Origin of the sequence: Methylohalomonas lacus (assembly GCF_024808875.1) — a bacterium.
Classification (GTDB): domain Bacteria; phylum Pseudomonadota; class Gammaproteobacteria; order Methylohalomonadales; family Methylohalomonadaceae; genus Methylohalomonas; species Methylohalomonas lacus.
Genome location: NZ_JANUCT010000005.1, coordinates 54,674 through 75,588 on the forward strand (window position 1 = coordinate 54,674; position 20,915 = coordinate 75,588).

The following is a 20,915-nucleotide window of genomic DNA, read 5'->3' on the forward strand; positions in this document are numbered from 1 at the left end:
GATCAGGCTCCGGGAAAAACCTGTTTGAAGGGTTTGACGGTGACCTTTTCATAGACACCCGCCTCGATGTAGGGATCGGCCTCGGCCCAGGCCTCGGCGGCGTCCAACGATTCGAATTCGGCAATGATAATGCTGCCGGTAAATCCGGCCGGGCCGGGATCGGCGCTGTCGATGGTCGGGTTGGGGCCGGCCAGGATCATGCGGCCCTCGTCCTGCAGTTGCTGTAGACGGGCGATGTGCTGGTCGCGCACGCTTTTGCGTTTTTCCAGGCTGTCGGCGACGTCCTCGCCGATGATGGCGTAAAGCATGGGTTATTGATCCTCTTTCGGTGCCGAAATGTAACGGTTCATGTAAAGGCCCTGGCCGATGGCGAACAGCAGTGTCAGGCCGAGAATACCGAACAGCTTGAAGTTGACCCAGATCTCGTTGCTGAAGTTGAAGGCGACGTAGAGATTGATGACGCCGCTGGCAATGAAAAACACGGCCCAGCCCATGTTAAGGTTGTTCCAGACCTGCTGCGGCAGCTCAACGGCATGCTCGAGCATGCGCTGGACCAGGTTCTTATGCATGAAAACCCGGCTGCCGAGCAGGGCCGCGGCGAACAGCCAGTATACCGCGGTCGGCTTCCATTTTATGAAGCGTTCATCCTGCAGCAACAGTGTCGCCGCACCCAGCACGACCAGCATCACCAGCGTGATCAGGTGCATTTTCTCGAACCGGCGCGTCAGCCACCACCAGATGGCCACCTGCACGAAGCTCGCGGCGATGGCGACGACGGTTGCAACATAAATACCCTGACTGCGATCCTCGGGAATGTAAAAGGCGATGAAAAAGGCCACCACCGGGAAGAAATCGATCAGGAATTTCATTGAATTTTAAGTCGTTCCGATGCGCTGATACGTTAAAGTAGGCGGACGATGCATCAAGGCAGTCTCTATTATGGCCCAGTATTTTGAAGTGAATTCAGACAATCCGCAAAAGCGGCTGCTGCATCGCGCGGTGGAGATACTGCGTGGCGGCGGCGTCGGCGCCTATCCGACCGATTCCTGCTATGCACTCGGCTGTCTGCCGGGCGACAAGCAGGCGCTGGAGCGCATCCAGTTCCTGCGCCAGCTCGATGAACACCACAATCTCACCCTGTTGTGCGCCGATCTGTCCGAGATCGGCCAGCTGGCCAAGGTCGACAACAGCGCCTTCCGCCTGATGCGCTCGCTGACGCCGGGACCGTACACGTTTCTGCTGCCAGCCAGCCGCGACGTACCGCGCCGCCTGCGCCATCCCAAGCGCAAGACCATCGGCATTCGCATCCCGGCGGATAATGTCGCCCGCGGCCTGCTGGCCGAACTCGGCGGACCGCTGATGACCACCAGCCTGGTACTGCCGGATGCCGAGAATCCGCTGTCCGATCCCGAGGATATCCGCGCGCAGCTGGACCACGCGCTGGATTTTATCATGGCTGCCGGCGCCCGCAGTCTCGAGCAGACCACGGTGCTGGACCTGGTCGACGGTGAACCGGTGCTGGTGCGCCAGGGTCTCGGCGACGTTGCCGCACTCGGGCTGCCGGCATGAAAATGCTTTTTGCCAATCGTCAGGCGTGCGAGGCTGCGGTTATAATCGCGCCCTGTTGACGATTTCCTAAGGAGGCTTTTTGGCTAACGCGACCAACCTGCGGGTGCTCTCGGGCATGCGCCCGACCGGGCAGCTGCACCTGGGCCACTACCACGGCGTACTCAAGAACTGGCTCGAGCTACAGCACGAGTACGAGTGCTTCTTCTTTGTCGCCGATCTGCATGCGCTGACGACCGAGTACGACAACGTCGGCGTCATCTCGCAAAGCGTCTGGGACATGGTTATCGACTGGCTGGCCGCGGGCATCAACCCCGGCTCGGCGCGACTCTTCATCCAGTCGCGCATCCCGGAGCACGCCGAACTGCACCTGCTGCTGTCGATGATGACGCCGCTGGGCTGGCTCGAGCGCGTGCCGAGCTACAAGGACCAGCAGGAAAAGCTCAAGAACAAGGATCTGTCGACCTACGGCTTCCTCGGCTATCCGCTGCTGCAGACCGCCGACATCATCATCTACAAGGCCGGTTTCGTGCCGGTGGGCGAGGACCAGGTCTCGCACGTCGAGCTGTCGCGCGAGATCGTGCGCCGCTTCAATTATCTGTATGGCCGCGAGCCCGGCTTTGAAGAGAAGGCCGAAATCGCCGCCAAGAAGATGGGCAAGAAAAACAACAAGCTGTACCAGGATCTGCGCAGGCGTTACCAGGAACACGGCGACATCGAGGCGCTGGAAAAGGCGCGCGCGCTGATCGAGGGCCAGCAGAACATCAGCATCGGCGACCGCGAGCGCCTGGTGGGCTATCTCGACGGCGTCAGCAAGATCATTTTCCCGGAACCGCAGCCGCTGCTGACGCCGGCGCCGAAGATGCCGGGGCTGGATGGCCAGAAGATGTCGAAGTCCTACGGCAACACCATCTCGCTGCGCGAGCATCCCGGGACGGTCGAGCAGAAGCTCAAGACCATGCCCACGGACCCGGCGCGGGTGCGGCGCTCGGATCCGGGCGAGCCGGAGAAGTGCCCGGTCTGGAGCCTGCACCAGGTCTACTCCGACCATGATACCCAGGACTGGGTTCAGGAGGGCTGTCGTTCGGCCGGCATCGGTTGCCTGGAGTGCAAGAAGCCACTGATCGAGGCGGTGCTGGCCGAGCTCAAGCCGATCCAGGAGCGCGCTCGCGAGTACGAGGAAGACCCCGAGACCGTGCGCGGCATCATCAGCGAGGGCTGCGAGTCCGCCCGTGAGGTCGCCCGCGAGACCATGGAAGAGGTGCGCCAGGTCATGGGCCTGGTGTATCGCTGACGGTCGCGCGCTATACTGCCGGCCACTATGTCCGATCCCGTCGAACAGGCGCCCCAAAACCATCCCGTCCCCGGTGTTGAACAGGGCGAGATGCCGTTCGCCATCGTCCAGGGATCGCCCTATACCGAGCTGCCGCGCGATCTGTACATCCCGCCGGAGGCGCTGCAGGTGTTCCTGGACGCCTTCGAGGGACCGCTGGATCTGCTGCTGTACCTGATCAAGCGCCAGAATCTCGATATTCTCGATATTCCGATTGCCCGCATCACGCACCAGTACATGCAGTACATCGAGCTGATGCAGGAGCTGCAGCTGGAGCTGGCTGGCGAATACCTGCTGATGGCGGCGATGCTGGCCGAGATCAAGTCGCGCATGCTGCTGCCGCGGCCGGTCAGTGAGGAAGATGACGAGGACGATCCGCGCGCCGAGCTGGTGCGCCGGTTGCAGGAATACGAGCGTTACAAGCAGGCAGCCGAGGATATCGACCAGCTGCCGCGGCTCGAGCGCGATGTGTTCGCCACGATCGTCGAATTCCCGCATCGCAGCCTGAATCAGGAGCCGCCGGCAGTGTCGCTGGATGATGTGCTGCGCGCCTTCGCCGACGTGCTTGAACGCGCCGACCAGTACGCGCATCACCATATCGCCCGCGAGCCATTGTCGGTACGCGAGCGCATGAGTATCGTACTCGGGCGCCTGAACGCCGACAGCTATGTCGACTTTACCTCGCTGTTCACGGTCGAAGAGGGCCGTTCCGGAGTGGTCGTGACCCTACTGGCACTGCTGGAACTCATCAAGGAATCGCTGGCGCAACTGGTGCAGAATGAAATCAACGGCCCCATCTACGTAAAGGCGGCCGGCTAGGACAGGTTTTTCGGAGCCATCTGCCGCTCCGCAGAGATGCCATTAACTGATGAATGCCACGAATATTAAAAATATCCTCGAAGCCGCGCTGATGGTCTCGACCCAGCCACTGACGCTGGACAAGCTGCAGGGACTGTTCGCCAGGGACGCCGTGCAGCCGGATCGCGACGCCCTGCGCAGTGCGCTGGCCGAACTGGCCGAGGACTGCAGCGGCCGCGGCATCGAACTCACCGAGGTGGCCAGCGGCTGGCGTTACCAGGTGCGCGCCGACTATGCCGACTGGGTCAACCGCCTGTGGGATGAAAAGCCGCCACGCTACTCGCGCGCGCTGATGGAGACTTTGGCAATCATTGCCTATCGTCAGCCGATTACGCGCGGCGAAATCGAGGACATTCGCGGTGTCAGCGTCAGCGCCAACATCGTGCGCACGCTGCAGGAGCGTGAATGGATCAAGTCAGTCGGTCACCGTGACGTGCCCGGCAAGCCGGAGCTGCTGGCGACGACGAAGGAATTTCTCGACTACTTCAACCTGAAGAAGCTTTCCGATCTGCCGACGCTCGCGGAAATTCGCGACCTCGACGAGATCAATCCCGACCTGTTTGCCGGTCTCGAGCAGGGCGAGGGCCAGTCGACTGACGCCGAAGCGGAACAGGCGCCGGCCGTGGACGATGACAGCGCGATGGACGCTGACACGGAAGGCAGCGCCGTCGGCGATGAGGACAGCGTCGCCGAATTCGAATATGAAACCAGTGGCGTTGGCAATGACGCCAGCGAGGTCGTCGAAACCGCTGCAACCGAAGCTGCCGCCGAAGACGTTGCCAGCTCAGAGACCGGCGAGACTGAAGCCGTTGATGCGGACGCTGCCGGGCAGGCTGACGAGAACGAAGCGGTGAGCGACGCGGACACTGCCACGGCGTCCGACGCCGAGGATGAGAACGACGAAGATGAAGACGACGACAACGACAAGGTCGTGCAGTTTTCGAAATAAGCATGCGTATCTCGTATCTTGTATCTCGTATCTCGTTGGCCGGGAAGCAGTGATTGGTTCATTGAATCCCGCTAACTCCTGAGTTATTTATTAAAGATTGCCCTTGCGCCGAATATTCGCGGCAATGGGCGCCATTCCCGCACGAGATACCTTCACGAACGACGAGATACGAACGTATGCCCGAACGCATCCAGAAAGTCCTTGCCCGTGCCGGCGTCGGTTCGCGCCGTGCCGTTGAGGGCTGGATCAGTGCCGGCCGTATCCAGGTTAACGGCCAGGTCGCGCAGCTCGGTGATCGTATTGGTGCCGACGATCGCGTGCTGCTGGACGGCAAGCCGGTGCAGATGGACTGGCGCGCCGAGCCGCGATTCAAGCTGCTGGCCTACTACAAGCCGGACGGCGAAATCTGCACGCGCAGCGATCCGGAAGGCCGCAAGAACGTATTCGACCAGCTGCCGCGACTGAAGCAGGGCCGCTGGGTGGCGTTGGGTCGGCTCGACATCAACAGCCAGGGCCTGATGCTGTTCACCACCGACGGTGAACTCGCCAACCAGTTGCTGCATCCGTCGGCGGGCATTGAGCGCGAGTACGCCGCCCGCGTGCGCGGCCAGCTCAGCCAGGACAGCCTCCGCGCGCTGATTCGGGGTGTGAGCCTCGAGGACGGTCCGGCCCGCTTTACCGCGATCCGCGACGCCGGCGGCGAGGGCAGCAATCACTGGTATCACGTCGTTATCACCGAGGGGCGTCAGCGCGAGGTACGGCGGCTGTTCGAGTCGCAGGGTCTGACCGTGGCGCGGCTGATGCGCGTGCGTTTCGGGCCGATCGAATTGCCGCGCGGCAAGCGCCCGGGTCAGTTCTGGGATCTCAGCGCCGACGAGATCGCCGCACTACAGCGTGCCGCACGGGGTACACGGGCGTCTGCCGGACATTGACGTTGACCGGCCGGGCGCGACATGAATTTGTAATTTCGGGCTTTTCCTTTGTCGCGCCAGGTTGTAGGCTAGCGCCCTTTTCCGGGACGGGATAACTGCATCGATGGTCCAGCGTCGCCCCCTGGTGGCCGCCAACTGGAAAATGAACGGCACGCTCGCCACGCTGCGGCCATTGCTCGCCGAGGTGATCGCCGGGCTTGATGACGGCGCGGCCGAGGTCGCCCTCTGTCCGGCGTTTGTCTACCTGGCCGAAGTCGCCGCCGCCGTGGCTGACAGCCGCATTGCGGTGGGCGCGCAGAACGTTTCGGAATACACGTACGGCGCCTATACCGGGGAGGTGTCGGCGGCGATGCTGAAAGATTATAATTGCCGGTTTGTCATCGTCGGTCACTCTGAACGCCGCAATCTGTACGCGGAGACGGATGCCGGCGTTGCGGCCCGGTTCCGGGCGGCGCAGGCGGCCGGCTTAACGCCCATCCTGTGTGTCGGCGAGACGCTGGCCGAGCGCGAGGCCGACGCCACCGAGGCGGTGGTCGGCCGGCAGCTCAATGCCGTGCTGACGGCGGTGGACGATTTCGCCGGCGCGGTGGTTGCCTACGAGCCGGTCTGGGCCATCGGCACCGGGCGTACGGCCAGCCCGGAGCAGGCCCAGGCGGTGCATGCGTTCATCCGCGGGCAATTGCCTGCGGCGTGCCGGCAGCAGACAAGAATTCTGTATGGCGGCAGCGTCAAGGCGGACAACGCCGCCACGCTGTTCGCCATGGAAGACATAGATGGTGGACTGATAGGCGGTGCGTCGCTGGATGCACGGGCATTTCTCGATATCTGCCACGCCGCCTGACGGCCAATAACGAGGTTTAAGGATTTAATGACGACGTTACAGACAACTTTGCTGGTCCTGCAGGTGTTCATTGCACTGGGCCTGATCGCGATCATTCTGGTGCAGCATGGCAAGGGCGCCGACGCCGGCGCCGCGTTCGGCAGCGGTGCTTCCAACACCGTGTTCGGCAGTCAGGGTTCGGGCAATTTTCTGACCAAGATGACGACCCTGCTGGCGGTGGTGTTTCTCGTCAACAGCCTGACGCTGGGCTATCTGGCCGCCAACACGGCGGAAACGGTAAGCCTGATGGAACAGCATGCCGCCGAGCAGGCTGAGCAGGAACGCGCGGCGGACGAGCAGGGCACGGCGTCCGGCGGCGATGATGACATGCCGGCGATTCCGCAGCAGTAGCCGCCGCGGTTGCGACCGCAGGTTTCAAAACAAGCCGATGTGGTGGAATTGGTAGACACGCTATCTTGAGGGGGTAGTGGGCGAAAGCCCGTGGGAGTTCGAGTCTCCCCATCGGCACCAGTCTCTAAGTTTGAGCTTATCGGATCGACAGGGTATGCGTGGGTGTAGACTCGCGCCATTTTGGGCGCTCGCCCTTGGGGTCACCCTGCGGGCGTCCAGAACGTCAATCCTGACGTTTTGTCGAGTCCGCCTATCGGCACCAGTTTTTCCGAATGACGCGGGCAGCATTAGCCGCTGTGCCTTTCCTGTAACCCACTCAAATCTACCTCGTTCTTGGTAGCTTGCGGCCGTGCAGGGCCCTGATCCTGGCGTCCAAATTGCTGGCGTTTGCTATCCCGCCAGTGCCTATATCTGTATAATGCTGTACTGCAACGGCATGCACTGTTGCACCGAAACAGAGCAGGCCGGACTGCACGATGGATATCACCGAACTCGTATTCGTCCCATGGGCAGGACCGGTCGGAATAATAATCCGATAGACTGGCAGCGCGTCGACGCTGAGCTGTGAGCATTTAAGCGCCAATGTTAAGTAATTATCTGCCCATCCTGATTTTCCTGATCATCGGTTTGTTGATGGGCGTGGTTATGCTGGCGCTGGGCTTCATTCTCAGTCCGCGCCGTCCCGATGCCGAGAAGCAGTCGCCGTATGAGTGCGGTTTCGAGGCGTTCGAGGATGCGCGCATGCAATTCGACGTGCGTTATTACCTGGTCGCGATCCTTTTTATCATTTTCGATCTGGAAATCGCGTTCCTGTTTCCCTGGGGCGTGGTGCTGGATCAGATCGGCTGGGCCGGTTTCTGGGCCATGATGGTGTTTCTCGGCCTGCTGACCGTCGGCTTTGTTTATGAATGGAAGAAGGGGGCACTCGAATGGGAGTAGCCGCTGAGAGAATGAATACCGGCCAGATCCACGAACAGGTGCACGAACACGGCATCGTTACCACTACCGTGGACAACCTGGTCAACTGGGCACGCACGGGGTCGCTTTGGCCGATGACCTTCGGTCTGGCTTGCTGCGCGGTGGAAATGATGCACGCCGGTGCCGCACGCTACGACATGGATCGCTTCGGTGTTATTTTCCGTCCCAGTCCGCGCCAGTCGGACGTCATGATCGTTGCCGGTACGCTGGTCAACAAGATGGCGCCGGCACTGCGCAAGGTCTATGACCAGATGTCCGAACCACGCTGGGTGATCTCGATGGGGTCCTGTGCCAACGGCGGCGGTTACTATCACTATTCCTACTCCGTCACGCGTGGCTGTGATCGCATCGTGCCGGTAGACATCTACGTGCCGGGTTGCCCGCCGACTGCCGAGGCACTGCTGTTCGGTATTATGCAGCTGCAGAACAAGATCCGCCGCACCAATAGTATTGCCCGTTAAGTCGCCACTGATTGCCATGACGACAGCCACCGAACAACTCGCCAGCCAACTGCAGGAGCGCTTCACGGATGCGCTCAGCACGGTCCGTATCGAGCGCCGTCAGGTTACGGTCGAACTGCCCGCAGCACGTTTGCTGGAAGTCTGCCGGGCCCTGCGCGACGAGGCAGCGTTTCACTTCGAACAGCTGATGGACGTCTGCGGCGTCGATTACCTGCACTACGGCCAGGCCGATTGGGAAACCGAGGAGACGACGTCGACCGGTTTCAGCCGCGGTGTCAGCATCGGCGTGTACCAGGAATCCACGGACAAGCCGCAGCGCTTCGCGGTGGTTTACCACCTGCTGTCGTTGAAGCACAACCGGCGTCTGCGCCTGCGTTGCTATACCGAGGGCAATCCGCCGCGCATCGATTCGGTGGTGGACGTCTGGAATTCCGCCAACTGGTTCGAACGCGAGGCGTTTGACCTGTTCGGCATCCTGTTCGACGGTCACCCGGATCTGCGCCGCATCCTGACCGACTACGGTTTCGTCGGTCACCCGTTCCGCAAGGATTTCCCGCTGCACGGCAACGTCGAGGTGCGCTACGACCCGGACAAGGGCCGCGTCATCTACCAGCCGGTGACGATCGAGAATCGCGTGCTGGTGCCGAAAGTCATCCGCCATGACAATCGTTACATGATTGGCGAGCCGCAAGTCGAGGATCCCAGGGTCAATGCCTGAAATCCGTAACATGACCATGAATTTCGGGCCGCAGCACCCGGCGGCGCACGGTGTGCTGCGTCTGGTGCTGGAAATGGACGGCGAGGTCATCGAGCGTGCCGACCCGCACATCGGTCTGCTGCACCGGGCGACGGAAAAGCTGGCCGAGAGCAAGCCGTACAACCAGAGCATCGGTTACATGGACCGGCTCGACTACGTCTCGGAAATGGCCAACGAGCATGCCTACGTGCTGGCCATCGAGAGGCTGCTCGGCATTACGCCGCCGATCCGCGCCCAGTACATTCGCGTCATGTTCGACGAGATCACGCGCATTCTGAACCATCTCATGTGGCTGGGGGCGCACGGCCTCGACATCGGCGCGATGACGATGTTCCTGTACTGCTTCCGCGAACGCGAGGACCTGATGGACTGCTACGAAGCGGTCTCCGGTACGCGCATGCATGCGACCTATTACCGCCCGGGCGGTGTTTATCGCGATCTGCCGGATTCGATGCCGAAATACGAGCCGTCGAAGTGGCACAGCGCGAAGGAAGTCGAGAAAATGAACGAAAACCGGCGGGGCTCGCTGCTGGATTTCATCGAGGACTTCACCCGCCGCTTCCCGGAGCGCATCGACGAATACGAAACGCTGCTGACCGACAACCGCATCTGGAAGCAGCGCACCGTCGGCATCGCCAGCGTCTCGCCCGAGCGCGCGCTGCAACTCGGTTTTAGCGGCCCGATGCTGCGCGGCTCCGGCATCGAATGGGATCTGCGCAAGAAGCAGCCCTACGAGGTCTACGATCGCATCGATTTCGATATCCCGGTGGGCAGCAACGGTGACTGTTATGATCGCTACCTGGTGCGTATCGAGGAAATGCGCCAGTCGAACCGCATCATCAAGCAGTGCGTCGACTGGCTGCGCAACAATCCGGGCCCGGTGATCATTGACGATCACAAGCTGGTGCCGCCGCGGCGTGAAGAGATGAAGGACGACATGGAATCGCTGATTCATCACTTCAAGCTGTTTACCGAAGGCTACTGCGTGCCGGAAGGCGAGATCTACGCCGCGGTCGAACACCCGAAGGGCGAGTTCGGTGTCTACATGATTTCCGATGGTGCCAACAAACCCTATCGCGTCAAGATTCGCGCCGCCGGCTTTGCCCACCTCGCGGCGATGGACGAGATGGTGCGCGGTCACATGCTGGCCGACGTGGTCGCGGTGATTGGCACGCAGGACATCGTCTTCGGCGAAGTTGACCGATGAATATGCGTATCTCGTCGTTCGTGAAGCGTGGCGCCAAGGCGCGTATCTCGTCATTCGTGAAGCGTATCTCGCGGACGGGATTCGGGCATTGCAGGATCATGTCGGCGATAAAACTTCGTCGAGATACGAGATACGAGATACGGTTTTCTCATGTCTGAATCTAACGAATCAATTGAATTGTCCGCGCACGTGCGCGAGCAGATCGACGCCTGGGTGGCGAAGTATCCGCCGGAGCAGAAACGTTCGGCGGTGCTGTCGGCGCTGCGCGAGGTGCAGCACGAGAACGACGGTTACCTGACCGTGGCGTTGATGGATGCGGTAGCCGGGTACCTGGAGCTGCCGAAGATCGCGGTTTATGAAGTCGCGACCTTTTATTCCATGCTCGAGACGCAGCCGGTGGCGCGCAACAGCGTATCGGTGTGCACGAACATCTCCTGCATGCTGCGCGGCGCCGATGACATCGTCGAGCATATCGAGAAAAAGCATGGCCTCAAGCTCGGCGAGTCGAGCGCCGATGGCCGCATTTACCTGAAAAAGGAAGAGGAATGCCTGGCGGCCTGCTGCGGCGCGCCGATGATGATGGTCAATCACAAGTATTACGAGAACCTGACACCGGAAAAGGTGGACGAGGTTCTGGACGCTCTGGAATAGACGGAACGGTAATGTTACTGAACGAAGTCTGCTACGCGACGCTGAAGTTTGATACGCCCTGGTCGCTGGATACCTACCGCCAGGTTGGCGGCTATCAGGCGTGGCAGAAGCTTCTCAATGACGGCATTACGCCGGAACAGGTGACCGAGGAGATCAAGACCTCGGGCCTGCGCGGCCGCGGTGGCGCCGGTTTCCCGACGGGCCTGAAGTGGAGCTTCATGCCGAAACAGACCGACGGTCCCAAGTATGTCGTCTGCAACTCCGATGAAAGCGAACCCGGCACCTGCAAGGACCGCGACATTCTGCGCTACAACCCGCACGCGCTGGTCGAGGGCATGGCTATCGCCTGCTATGCCATGGGCGCGCGCACCGGCTACAACTACATCCGTGGCGAGTTCATGGACGAGCCGTTCGAACGTTTCGAGACCGCCCTGAAAGAAGCCTACGCCGAGGGCTACCTGGGGCAGAACATTCTCGGTAGCGGCGTCGATATCGACATCTACAGTTCGCTCGGCGCCGGCGCCTATATATGTGGCGAGGAAACCGCCCTGCTGGAATCGCTGGAGGGCAAGAAAGGCCTGCCGCGATTCAAGCCGCCGTTTCCGGCCAATGTCGGTCTCTATGGCCGGCCGACGACGATCAACAACACCGAGACCTATGCCTCGGTACCCACCATCATGCGTAACGGCGGCGCGTGGTTCCTGGAACTCGGCAAGCCGAACAACGGCGGCACCAAGTGCTTTTCCGTCAGTGGTCATGTCGCGAAACCGGGCAACTTCGAGGTGCCGCTGGGTATTCCGTTCAGCGAACTGCTCGAACTGGCCGGCGGTATGCGTGATGGTCGTGCGCTCAAAGCGGTGATCCCGGGCGGTTCCTCGGTTCCGGTCGTGCCCGGCGAGGTCATGATGCAGACCGACATGGATTACGATGCCATCAAGGAGGCCGGTTCCATGCTCGGTTCCGGCGCCGTGATCGTGATGGATGACGGCACCTGCATGGTGCGGGTGCTGCGGCGCATTTCGCAGTTCTACTATTCCGAATCCTGCGGCCAGTGCACACCGTGCCGCGAGGGGACCGGCTGGCTGTATCGTATGCTGGATCGCCTCGTTCGTGGCGAGGGCCGGATGGAAGACCTGGACAAGCTCGACGACATCGCCAGCAAGATCGAGGGCCGTACCATCTGTGCCCTGGGTGATGCCGCTGCCATGCCGGTGCGCAGCTTCATCAAGCACTTCCGCGACGAGTTCGAATACGCGGTGATCAACAAGCGTACCAAGTACGGCCCGGAAAACCCGGCCGCTGCCGCCTGACGTCGGCCCCGCTGAAGGCAAATGAATCAAGCATGAGTGAAGATAGCGTCACAATCGAGGTTAACGGCACACCGATGCAGGCCCGCAAGGGGCAGATGCTGATCGAGGTGACGGACGCCAATGACATCTACGTACCGCGTTTCTGTTATCACAAGAAGCTGACGGTGGCGGCCAACTGCCGCATGTGCCTGGTGGAAGTCGAAAAGGCACCGAAGCCGTTGCCCGCTTGTGCGACACCGGTGGCCGACGGCATGAAAGTATTCACGCGTTCGCAGCTGGCGCTTGATGCGCAGAAGTCGGTGATGGAGTTCCTGCTGATCAACCATCCGCTGGATTGCCCGATCTGCGACCAGGGCGGCGAGTGCGAACTGCAGGATCTGGCCATGGGCTACGGCCGTGACGTATCGCGCTACAGCGAGGGCAAGCGCGTCGTCAAGGACAAGAACATCGGTCCGCTGGTGCAGACCGAGATGACCCGCTGCATTCACTGCACCCGCTGCGTGCGCTTTGGCGACGAGATCGCGGGGCTGCGTGAGCTCGGTGCGACTGGTCGTGGCGAGCACATGGAAATCGGCACCTACGTTGAAAAGACCATGACCTCGGAGCTGTCCGGCAACGTCATCGACATCTGCCCGGTCGGTGCGCTGACCAACAAGCCGTTTCGTTATTCGGCGCGCACCTGGGAAATGGTGCAGCGGCCGACGATAGCACCGCATGACAGCGTCGGCTCGAACATGGATCTGCACGTCAAGGGGCATACGGTCAAACGCGTCGTCCCGGCCGAGAATGAGGCGGTAAACGAGGTCTGGCTGGCGGATCGCGATCGCTATAGCTGCGAGGGACTGCAAAGTCCGGATCGCCTGCAGGCACCGATGATCAAGCAGCATGGTGAGTGGCACGAGGTCGACTGGGAGGTGGCACTGGAGCAGGTCCACGATCGTCTGCAGGCTGTCATCGATCGCGATGGTGCCGACGAACTGGCCGGCCTGGCTGCGCCGTGGGCAACGCTGGAAGAACTCTACCTGTTCCAGAAATGGTTGCGCGGTCTCGGCAGCGCGAACATCGATCACCGCCTGCGCCAGCATGATTTTCGCGATGATGATGTCGCGCCGGCATTCCCCTGGCTGGGTGAATCGCTGGTCGACCTTGAACACGTCGACGCCGCATTGCTGGTGGGCGCCTATCCGCGCAAGGAACAGCCGTTGATCAACCACCGCCTGCGCAAGGCGGCACTGGGCGGTGCGGCGATCATGGCCGTGAACCCGGCGGCCTACGCGCAGAACTTCGAGTTTGCCGAGACCTGTGTTGTCGCGCCGTCACAGATGGCACAGACGCTGGCGGCAGTTGCCGCGGCGCTGGTCGAGCAGGGCGCGGTCGCCGGTGATGCACTGCGTGGCCTCATTAATAATGTCAGCGTTGATGATCAGCACCGCCGCCTGGCCGAGGCCTTACGGCGCGCGGACAACGCTACCGTCCTGCTCGGCGTGCAGGCGCAGGCCCATCCGGAATTCGCGACGCTGCGGGCATTGGCCGGCGAGATCGCGACGCTGACCGGTGCACGGCTCGGCTACCTGGGCGAATCGGCCAACAGCAGCGGTGCCTGGCTCGCCGGCGTCCTGCCACAGCGCGGCCCCCTGATGGGCACAACGCCGGGCCCGGGCCTCGACGCCCGCGCCATGTTCGAACAGCCGCGCCGCGCCTACTGCCTGTTTAACCTGGAACCGGAACGCGATTGCTGGAACGGCCGTGAGGTGATCCGGGCGTTGACCCAGGCCGATTGCGTGGTCGCCTTCAGCGCCTACGACAGCGCCAGCCTGAGAGAATACGCCGACGTCATCCTGCCGCTGGCCCTGTATGCCGAAACCGCCGGCAGCTATGTCAATGTCGAGGGCCGCTTGCAAAGCTTCAACGGCGCGGTTGCGCCGCCCGGACAGGCGCGACCGGGCTGGAAGATCCTGCGCGTGCTCGGCAATCGCTTCGACCTGGCGGACTTCGATTACGACAGCGCCGAGCAGGTGCGGGCGGAACTGGCGGATGCGATCACGTCACTGCGACCGGGCAATCATCACTGGCAGCTTCCCGGATCATTGCCGCAGGCCGCGGCGGGTTCGCTCGAGCGGGTGACGCGCATGCCGACCAACAGTCTCGACCCGCTGGTACGGCACGCACCGGCCCTGCAACAGACCGTTGATGTCGCCGATGGCCACGCCCACATGCATCCGGATACCGCCGCGCGCCTTGGCCTTGCCGCTGGTGCGCATGTGCGGCTGCAGAATGATGGCGGCAGCGTTGAACTGCCGCTGGCGCTGGATGATTCACTGGCGCCGGGCTGCGTGCTGATCCATGCCACGCACCCGGATGCGATCGAACTCGGTGGCTGGTTCGGCAACCTGGAAGCGGGCGGGCGCTAGGCAACCATGCTGGAAATGATACGCCAGATGTTGAATGCCACCGTCGGTCAGATCGTGCCTGCCGCCTGGCAGGCGCAGACGGTCGAGGTAATGCTGATCGTGATGCAGATCACGATCATTCTGACGCCGCTGATGCTGTGCGTGGCCTATATGGTCTATGCCGAGCGCAAGGTGATCGGTTCCATCCAGGGCCGCATCGGTCCGAACCGGGTTGGCGCCTTCGGCTACCGTCTCGCCGGTCTCGGCCAGCCGATCGCCGACGCGCTGAAACTGATTCTGAAAGAGATCATCATCCCGACGGGTTCGAACAAGTTCCTGTTCGTGATCGCGCCGATCCTGTCGATGGCCCCGGCGGTCGCTGCCTGGGCGGTGATACCGTTCGCTGCCGATACCGTGCTGGCTGACATTAATGCCGGCCTGCTGTATGTGCTGGCGCTGACCTCGCTGGCGGTCTACGGTGTGATCATCGCCGGCTGGGCGTCGAATTCGAAGTATGCCTTCCTCGGCGCCATGCGCTCGGCAGCGCAGATCGTCGCCTACGAGATCGCCATGGGCTTTGCGCTGGTCGGTGTCGTGGTTGCTGCCGGCAGCCTCAATCTGGGCCAGATCATCAACGCCCAGTCCGGCAGCCTGCTGCACTGGTACTGGCTGCCGCTGCTGCCGTTTTTCGTGGTCTACTTCATTTCCGGTGTCGCCGAAACCAACCGCGCACCGTTCGACGTCGCCGAAGGTGAGTCGGAAATTGTTGCCGGTTTCCACGTCGAATATTCCGGCATGGCGTTCTCGCTGTTTTTCCTGGCCGAATACGCGAATATCATTCTGATTTCGGTGCTGAGCGCCGTACTGTTTCTCGGTGGCTGGCTGTCGCCGTTCGAAGGCGTGCTGCCGAAGTCGGCATTTACGCTGCCGGTGATCGGCAGCGTGCTGGGCGGCGGCATTCACTGGCTGCTCCTGAAAACGTCGCTGTTCATTTTCGTGTTCCTGTGGCTGCGGGCAACGTTCCCGCGCTATCGCTACGATCAGATCATGCGGCTGGGCTGGAAGGTGTTCATCCCGATCACGCTGGTCTGGCTGGTGGTTATCGCGACGCTGGCCAAGCTGCAGATCACACCGTGGTTTAACTGACAGAAAGATTTATGTTTGCGAACGTCCATCGTATCGGCAAAAGCCTGCTGTTACTTGAATTGCTCAAGGGTCTGCGTCTGACCGGCCGCAACCTGTTCAAGCGCAAGGTGACGGTACAGTACCCGGAAGAGAAGACGCCGCAGTCGCCGCGTTTTCGCGGGCTGCATGCGCTGCGTCGCTATCCGAACGGCGAGGAACGCTGTATCGCCTGCAAGCTCTGCGAGGCGGTCTGCCCGGCGGTGGCGATCACCATCGAGTCGGAACAGCGCGACGACGGTACGCGGCGGACGACGCAGTACGATATCGACCTGACCAAGTGCATTTTCTGCGGTTTCTGCGAGGAATCCTGCCCGGTCGATTCGATCGTCGAGACGCGGATCTACGAATATCACGGCGAAGAGCGCGGCGATTTGCTCATGACCAAGGAACGGCTGCTGAAGATCGGTGACCTGGCCGAGCCGCAGATCGCCGCCGACCGCGCGGCGGATGCGGCTTACAGGTAGCTAAAAGCTGATGGCCTGAAGCCGATAGCCGGCGGCCATCACGGGAATAATCGGGGACAGGAAAAATAATAAATGTCGGATAGAGCCATAAAAACGGAACTGTGTTTTGCTGGTGGTGATCCGCTACAGGCCGCGGGTTTAGCCAGTGTTTGAACAGATCATCTTTTACAGTTTCGGAACGATGCTGCTGTTGTCGGCGCTGATGGTGATCAGTGTGCGCAACCCGGTGTATGCGGCACTGTTTCTGGTGCTGGCGTTCTTTTCCACGTCAGCCATCTGGCTGCTGCTGCGCGCCGAGTTTCTCGCCATCGTGCTGGTGCTCGTCTATGTCGGCGCAGTCATGGTGCTGTTCCTCTTTGTAGTCATGATGCTGGACATCAACCTGGCGCGACTGCGCGCCGGTTTCATGCGTTACCTGCCGGCAGGCGCGCTGGTGGCACTGGTGCTGGCGGCGTCGATGGTGCTGGTGGTCGGCGGCGAGGGCTTCAATGAGATCCGCGAAAGCGGCCTGGCTGAACGCGGGCCGGCTTACAGCAACACTGCCGAGCTCGGCGAGGCGCTGTTTACCGCCTACCTGTACCCGTTGGAGATCGCCGGTGCGATCCTGCTGGTGGCGATCATCGCGGCGATTGCGCTGACCCAGCGCGCCAAGCGTGAAACCAAGGCACAGAATCCCGACGCCCAGGTGGCGGTACGCCGTCAGGACCGGGTGCGGCTGGTCAAGATGTCCAGCGAACGCGACAGCGAATGACAATCCAGAAACGATAACCGGAAACGAAAGCGACTGCCGTGCTGACATTGTCCCATTTTCTGATTCTCGCCGCGGTGCTGTTCTGTATCAGCATCGCCGGGATATTCATTAACCGCAAGAACGTGCTGTTGTTGCTGATGTGCATCGAGCTGATGCTGCTGGCGGTGAATATAAACTTCGTCGCGTTCTCGCATTTCCTCGGTGATATACACGGCCAGGTGTTCGTGTTCTTCATCCTGACGGTGGCCGCAGCCGAATCGGCGATTGGGCTGGCCATCCTGGTGGTACTGTTCCGCAATCGCGACACGATCAATGTCGAAGACCTCGACTCGATGAAGGGCTAGGGCGATGGCGGATTACCTTACAACCCTGTGCCTGATTGTGGTACTGGCGCCGTTGACCGGTTCGATGCTGGCCGGTCTGTTCGGTTCGGCGCTGGGGCGTGCCGGTGCGCACTGGGTCACAATCATTGGCGTCGCCATTGCCACGCTGGCGTCGGCGCTGGTGTTCAAGGCCCAGGTGTTCGACGGTGCCGCGGTGCTGAACGTTAACCTGTACGAATGGGCGGCACTGGGCGGCATCAGTTTCAACATCGGTTTCCTGGTCGACAGCCTGACCGCGACCATGATGCTGGTGGTGACGTTCGTTTCCTGGATGATTCACGTCTACACCATCGGCTACATGCACGACGATCCGGGCTACCAGCGTTTCTTCAGTTATATTTCGCTGTTCACCTTCGCCATGCTCATGCTGATCATGGCCAACAATTTCCTCCAGCTGTTCTTTGGCTGGGAAGCCGTGGGCCTGGTGTCGTACCTGCTGATCGGTTTCTGGTTCAAGCGCGAGTCGGCCATATTCGCCAACATGAAAGCGTTCCTGGTCAATCGCGTCGGTGATTTCGGCTTCCTGATCGGTATCGCCGCGATACTGTTCTATACCGGCAGCCTCAACTATACGACGGTTTTTGCTGTTGTACCGTCACTGACCGGTACTACCATCAATGTGTTTGGTAATGCCGACTGGTCGGTGCTGAGTTTCATCTGTATCGCGCTGTTCATTGGTGCAATGGGCAAGTCCGCGCAGGTGCCGCTGCACGTCTGGTTGCCGGACTCGATGGAAGGCCCGACGCCGATTTCGGCATTGATTCATGCCGCGACCATGGTTACCGCCGGCATCTTCATGGTGGCGCGCATGTCGCCGCTGTTCGAGCTGAGTGAAGCGGCGCTCACTTTCATCCTGGTCATCGGTGCGACCACGGCGCTGTTCATGGGCCTGTTGGGCGTGGTTCAGCACGACATCAAGCGGGTTATCGCCTACTCGACGCTGTCGCAGCTCGGTTACATGACCGTCGCGCTCGGCGCCTCGGCGTACTCGGCGGCTATTTTCCACCTGGTCACGCATGCCTTCTTCAAGGCGTTGCTGTTCCTCGGTGCCGGTTCGGTGATTATTGCCCTGCATCACGAACAGGACATGCGCCGCATGGGCCGGCTCAGCCGCTTCATGCCGTTCACCTGGCTGACCATGCTGGCCGGTACGCTGGCGCTGGTCGGTTTCCCCGGTACTTCCGGATTCTTCTCCAAGGACGCGATCATCGAGGCCGTGCATCTGTCGGAGCTGCCGGGTGCCGGTTATGCCTATTTCTGTGTGCTCGCCGGGGTGTTCATCACCTCGCTGTACAGCTTCCGTCTGCTGTTTCTGGTCTTCCACGGCCGTGACAATGTCGACTCGCATGCCAAGGGTCACCTGTTCGAGTCGCCGCCAGTGGTCGTGCTGCCGCTGTTGATCCTGGCCGTGCCGTCGCTGCTGCTGGGTCTGGTCGCCATCGGTCCGCTGCTGTTCGGCGGCTACTTCGCCGATGCCATCCACGTCGCCCCGGCGCATGACGTGCTCGCCCGGCTCGGTGAGGATTATCACGGCGTGCTCGGTTTCATGCTGCACGGTCTGATGACACCGCCGCTGTGGCTGGCGGTCGCCGGTTTCATCGTCGCCTGGTACTGCTACCAGTTGCGGCCGGAACTGCCGGGCCGCATTGCCGCGGCCAGCGGCGGGCTTTACCGCCTGCTGCTGAACAAGTACGGCTTCGACGATTTCAACCAGGCGGTTTTCGCCCGCGGTGCGCGTGGCCTGGGCGGTCTGCTGTGGCGGATCGGCGACGTGCGCCTGATCGACGGCCTGATCGTCAACGGTTCCGCCAACAGCGTGCGCCGCTTTTCCGGCCTGATCCGTCACGCGCAGTCCGGCTTCCTGTATCACTACGCCTTTGCCATGATCGTTGGCCTGGTGCTGTTACTGGCGCTGTTCGTCCAGGACTGGCCGGCGCTGCTGGCACAGTACGGCCTCATGCAACCACGCTAGCTGCCCAGACATGATTTCCAGTCAATTACCCCTGTTAAGTCTGCTCATCTGGACGCCGATACTTGGCGGTGTCTGGGTATTGATCGCCGGTGATAACAAGCCGCAGACGGTGCGTTACCTGGCACTGTTTGTCAGCCTGCTGGTGTTCGCGCTGGCGACCCTGCTGTACCTGGGCTTCGACAGCAGCCGCGGCAACATGCAGTTCGTCGAGTTCGGCCGCTGGATCGAGGCCTTCAACATCAATTACCACCTCGGTGTGGATGGTATCGCGCTGCCGCTTATCCTGCTGACCGCGTTCACCACGATCCTGGTGGTGTTGGCCAGTTGGGAAGTGATCGAGCGGCGCCTGTCGCAGTACATGGCCGCGTTCCTCGTCCTCGAGGGGTTAATGATCGGCGTGTTCTCGGCGCTGGATGCGGTGCTGTTCTATGTCTTCTGGGAAGCGATGCTGATCCCGATGTTCCTGATCATCGGCATCTGGGGCGGACCGCGCCGCGTCTACGCGACCATCAAGTTCTTCCTGTACACCTTTTTCGGTTCGGTGTTCATGCTGGTGGCGTTCCTGTATTTGTACGGCCAGACCGGCACGTTCGCCATTCAGGCGTTTCACGAGCTGGCGTTGCCGCTGGATGTGCAGAAACTGATCTTCATCGCCTTTTTGCTGGCCTTTGCCGTCAAGATTCCGATGTGGCCGGTACACACCTGGTTGCCGGACGCGCACGTCGAGGCGCCGACCGGCGGCTCGGTGATCCTGGCGGCGATCATGCTGAAGATGGGCGGCTACGGTTTTCTGCGCTTCAGCCTGCCCATCACGCCGGACGCCAGCATGGCCCTGGATGGTCTCATGATCGCGCTGTCGCTGATCGCCGTGGTCTACATTGGCTTTGTCGCGCTGGTTCAGCAGGACATGAAAAAGCTGATCGCCTACTCGTCGATCGCGCACATGGGATTCGTCACGCTGGGTTTCTTTGTCATCTACGCCATCGTGCAGAACACCGGATCGACCAGCGGCGCGACCCTGGCCCTGGGCGGCGCCATGGTGCAGATGATTTCGCACGGCTTTATTTCCGGCGCACTGTTTCTGTGCGTCGGCGTTCTCTATGATCGCATGCACAGTCGCGAGATCGGTGATTATGGCGGCGTCGCCAACCCGATGCCGCAGTTTGCCGCGTTCATGATGCTGTTCGCCATGGCCAACGCCGGACTGCCCGGCACGTCCGGTTTCGTCGGCGAATTTATGGTCATACTCGCAAGCTTCCAGGCCAGCTTCTGGATCGCGTTCCTGGCCGCAACCACGCTGATCCTCGGCGCCGCCTACACGCTGTGGATGTACAAGCGGGTGATATTCGGTGACATCGCCAACAGCAGCGTGGCCGCGCTCAAGGACATCAGCCCGCGCGAGAAACTGATCCTGATCCTGGTGGCCGTGCCGGTGCTGTTGTTTGGCCTGTGGCCGCAACCGCTGTTTGAAATCATGAACCCGACGCTGGAAGTCCTGCTGGACACGGTCACGCGCAGCAAGCTGGGAGGAATCTAG

At 61.3% G+C, this 20,915-nt stretch carries 22 protein-coding genes and 1 tRNA gene; 21 read left to right on the plus strand and 2 right to left on the minus strand.

Annotated elements, in window-relative coordinates:
- Positions 1-2: 2 nt before the first annotated feature.
- Both J2T55_RS04430 and J2T55_RS04435 read right to left on the minus strand, forming a co-directional pair.
- Positions 3-308: a YciI family protein gene (locus J2T55_RS04430; RefSeq protein ID WP_259054495.1), complete on the minus strand. Its 306-nt coding sequence runs from the start codon at positions 306-308 to the stop codon at positions 3-5.
- A 3-nt stretch (positions 309-311) separates the two neighbouring features.
- The gene (locus tag J2T55_RS04435; protein ID WP_259054496.1) at positions 312-869 is read right to left on the minus strand and encodes a septation protein A; all 558 of its coding nucleotides are present in this window, start codon (positions 867-869) and stop codon (positions 312-314) included.
- 70 nt (positions 870-939) lie between these two features.
- Between J2T55_RS04435 and J2T55_RS04440 the strand changes: the two genes are divergently transcribed.
- The 21 genes from J2T55_RS04440 to J2T55_RS04540 all read left to right on the plus strand — a co-directional run bounded on the left by J2T55_RS04440 (position 940) and on the right by J2T55_RS04540 (position 20,915).
- Positions 940-1,569, plus strand: a complete 630-nt coding sequence (locus tag J2T55_RS04440) for an L-threonylcarbamoyladenylate synthase (protein ID WP_259054497.1) — start codon at positions 940-942, stop codon at positions 1,567-1,569.
- Between the two features lie 79 nt (positions 1,570-1,648).
- Complete coding sequence (locus J2T55_RS04445) at positions 1,649-2,860, plus strand: tryptophan--tRNA ligase (protein ID WP_259054498.1); 1,212 nt, start codon at positions 1,649-1,651, stop codon at positions 2,858-2,860.
- A gap of 27 nt (positions 2,861-2,887) precedes the next feature.
- Entirely contained in the window at positions 2,888-3,718 is an 831-nt protein-coding gene (locus J2T55_RS04450) for a segregation and condensation protein A (RefSeq protein ID WP_259054500.1), read from the plus strand.
- A gap of 49 nt (positions 3,719-3,767) precedes the next feature.
- Positions 3,768-4,706: an SMC-Scp complex subunit ScpB gene (gene scpB / locus J2T55_RS04455; protein ID WP_259054503.1), complete on the plus strand. Its 939-nt coding sequence runs from the start codon at positions 3,768-3,770 to the stop codon at positions 4,704-4,706.
- Between the two features lie 176 nt (positions 4,707-4,882).
- Entirely contained in the window at positions 4,883-5,638 is a 756-nt protein-coding gene (gene rluB / locus J2T55_RS04460; RefSeq protein WP_259054504.1) for a 23S rRNA pseudouridine(2605) synthase RluB, read from the plus strand.
- A 103-nt stretch (positions 5,639-5,741) separates the two neighbouring features.
- Entirely contained in the window at positions 5,742-6,479 is a 738-nt protein-coding gene (tpiA, locus tag J2T55_RS04465) for a triose-phosphate isomerase (protein WP_259054505.1), read from the plus strand.
- A gap of 27 nt (positions 6,480-6,506) precedes the next feature.
- The gene (gene secG / locus J2T55_RS04470; RefSeq protein WP_310521975.1) at positions 6,507-6,869 is read left to right on the plus strand and encodes a preprotein translocase subunit SecG; all 363 of its coding nucleotides are present in this window, start codon (positions 6,507-6,509) and stop codon (positions 6,867-6,869) included.
- 33 nt (positions 6,870-6,902) lie between these two features.
- A tRNA-Leu gene (locus J2T55_RS04475) sits at positions 6,903-6,989 on the plus strand.
- Between the two features lie 462 nt (positions 6,990-7,451).
- A complete protein-coding gene (locus J2T55_RS04480) occupies positions 7,452-7,808 on the plus strand; it encodes an NADH-quinone oxidoreductase subunit A (RefSeq protein WP_259054506.1) in 357 nt (118 codons plus the stop codon).
- A gap of 11 nt (positions 7,809-7,819) precedes the next feature.
- Positions 7,820-8,308 (plus strand): NuoB/complex I 20 kDa subunit family protein, encoded by a 489-nt coding sequence (locus J2T55_RS04485; RefSeq protein ID WP_259054507.1) that lies wholly within the window; start codon positions 7,820-7,822, stop codon positions 8,306-8,308.
- Positions 8,309-8,324: 16 nt separating this feature from the next.
- Positions 8,325-9,026, plus strand: a complete 702-nt coding sequence (locus J2T55_RS04490) for an NADH-quinone oxidoreductase subunit C (protein WP_259054508.1) — start codon at positions 8,325-8,327, stop codon at positions 9,024-9,026.
- Positions 9,019-10,272, plus strand: coding sequence for an NADH-quinone oxidoreductase subunit D (locus J2T55_RS04495; RefSeq protein WP_259054509.1), 1,254 nt, complete (start codon positions 9,019-9,021; stop codon positions 10,270-10,272). Before J2T55_RS04490 ends, J2T55_RS04495 begins: the two co-directional genes overlap by 8 nt.
- Positions 10,273-10,422: 150 nt before the next feature.
- Entirely contained in the window at positions 10,423-10,923 is a 501-nt protein-coding gene (locus tag J2T55_RS04500; RefSeq protein WP_259054510.1) for an NADH-quinone oxidoreductase subunit NuoE family protein, read from the plus strand.
- Positions 10,924-10,934: 11 nt separating this feature from the next.
- The gene (gene nuoF / locus J2T55_RS04505; protein WP_259054511.1) at positions 10,935-12,233 is read left to right on the plus strand and encodes an NADH-quinone oxidoreductase subunit NuoF; all 1,299 of its coding nucleotides are present in this window, start codon (positions 10,935-10,937) and stop codon (positions 12,231-12,233) included.
- A 32-nt stretch (positions 12,234-12,265) separates the two neighbouring features.
- Positions 12,266-14,644 carry an NADH-quinone oxidoreductase subunit NuoG gene (gene nuoG / locus J2T55_RS04510; RefSeq protein WP_259054512.1) on the plus strand — a complete coding sequence of 793 codons (2,379 nt, stop codon included), beginning with the start codon at positions 12,266-12,268 and terminating at the stop codon, positions 14,642-14,644.
- A gap of 27 nt (positions 14,645-14,671) precedes the next feature.
- Positions 14,672-15,769, plus strand: a complete 1,098-nt coding sequence (nuoH, locus tag J2T55_RS04515) for an NADH-quinone oxidoreductase subunit NuoH (protein ID WP_259054624.1) — start codon at positions 14,672-14,674, stop codon at positions 15,767-15,769.
- Positions 15,770-15,780: 11 nt separating this feature from the next.
- Positions 15,781-16,272: an NADH-quinone oxidoreductase subunit NuoI gene (nuoI, locus tag J2T55_RS04520; RefSeq protein WP_259054513.1), complete on the plus strand. Its 492-nt coding sequence runs from the start codon at positions 15,781-15,783 to the stop codon at positions 16,270-16,272.
- Positions 16,273-16,417: 145 nt separating this feature from the next.
- Complete coding sequence (locus J2T55_RS04525; RefSeq protein ID WP_259054514.1) at positions 16,418-17,023, plus strand: NADH-quinone oxidoreductase subunit J; 606 nt, start codon at positions 16,418-16,420, stop codon at positions 17,021-17,023.
- Between the two features lie 38 nt (positions 17,024-17,061).
- Entirely contained in the window at positions 17,062-17,367 is a 306-nt protein-coding gene (gene nuoK / locus J2T55_RS04530) for an NADH-quinone oxidoreductase subunit NuoK (protein WP_259054516.1), read from the plus strand.
- 4 nt (positions 17,368-17,371) lie between these two features.
- Complete coding sequence (nuoL, locus tag J2T55_RS04535; protein ID WP_259054517.1) at positions 17,372-19,378, plus strand: NADH-quinone oxidoreductase subunit L; 2,007 nt, start codon at positions 17,372-17,374, stop codon at positions 19,376-19,378.
- A 13-nt stretch (positions 19,379-19,391) separates the two neighbouring features.
- Positions 19,392-20,915: an NADH-quinone oxidoreductase subunit M gene (locus tag J2T55_RS04540; RefSeq protein WP_259054625.1), complete on the plus strand. Its 1,524-nt coding sequence runs from the start codon at positions 19,392-19,394 to the stop codon at positions 20,913-20,915.

Excerpts from the sequence above, each read along its gene's own strand:
- J2T55_RS04440 (WP_259054497.1), top strand. The coding sequence starts at position 940 with ATGGCCCAGTATTTTGAAGTGAATTCAGACAATCCGCAAAAGCGGCTG.
- J2T55_RS04435 (WP_259054496.1), bottom strand. The coding sequence starts at position 869 with ATGAAATTCCTGATCGATTTCTTCCCGGTGGTGGCCTTTTTCATCGCC.
- nuoF (WP_259054511.1), top strand. The coding sequence starts at position 10,935 with ATGTTACTGAACGAAGTCTGCTACGCGACGCTGAAGTTTGATACGCCC.
- scpB (WP_259054503.1), top strand. The coding sequence starts at position 3,768 with ATGAATGCCACGAATATTAAAAATATCCTCGAAGCCGCGCTGATGGTC.
- tpiA (WP_259054505.1), top strand. The coding sequence starts at position 5,742 with ATGGTCCAGCGTCGCCCCCTGGTGGCCGCCAACTGGAAAATGAACGGC.
- nuoG (WP_259054512.1), top strand. The coding sequence starts at position 12,266 with ATGAGTGAAGATAGCGTCACAATCGAGGTTAACGGCACACCGATGCAG.
- J2T55_RS04495 (WP_259054509.1), top strand. The coding sequence starts at position 9,019 with ATGCCTGAAATCCGTAACATGACCATGAATTTCGGGCCGCAGCACCCG.
- J2T55_RS04485 (WP_259054507.1), top strand. The coding sequence starts at position 7,820 with ATGAATACCGGCCAGATCCACGAACAGGTGCACGAACACGGCATCGTT.
- nuoI (WP_259054513.1), top strand. The coding sequence starts at position 15,781 with ATGTTTGCGAACGTCCATCGTATCGGCAAAAGCCTGCTGTTACTTGAA.
- J2T55_RS04490 (WP_259054508.1), top strand. The coding sequence starts at position 8,325 with ATGACGACAGCCACCGAACAACTCGCCAGCCAACTGCAGGAGCGCTTC.
- nuoH (WP_259054624.1), top strand. The coding sequence starts at position 14,672 with ATGTTGAATGCCACCGTCGGTCAGATCGTGCCTGCCGCCTGGCAGGCG.
- J2T55_RS04450 (WP_259054500.1), top strand. The coding sequence starts at position 2,888 with ATGTCCGATCCCGTCGAACAGGCGCCCCAAAACCATCCCGTCCCCGGT.
- nuoL (WP_259054517.1), top strand. The coding sequence starts at position 17,372 with ATGGCGGATTACCTTACAACCCTGTGCCTGATTGTGGTACTGGCGCCG.
- secG (WP_310521975.1), top strand. The coding sequence starts at position 6,507 with ATGACGACGTTACAGACAACTTTGCTGGTCCTGCAGGTGTTCATTGCA.
- rluB (WP_259054504.1), top strand. The coding sequence starts at position 4,883 with ATGCCCGAACGCATCCAGAAAGTCCTTGCCCGTGCCGGCGTCGGTTCG.
- J2T55_RS04430 (WP_259054495.1), bottom strand. The coding sequence starts at position 308 with ATGCTTTACGCCATCATCGGCGAGGACGTCGCCGACAGCCTGGAAAAA.
- J2T55_RS04480 (WP_259054506.1), top strand. The coding sequence starts at position 7,452 with ATGTTAAGTAATTATCTGCCCATCCTGATTTTCCTGATCATCGGTTTG.
- J2T55_RS04500 (WP_259054510.1), top strand. The coding sequence starts at position 10,423 with ATGTCTGAATCTAACGAATCAATTGAATTGTCCGCGCACGTGCGCGAG.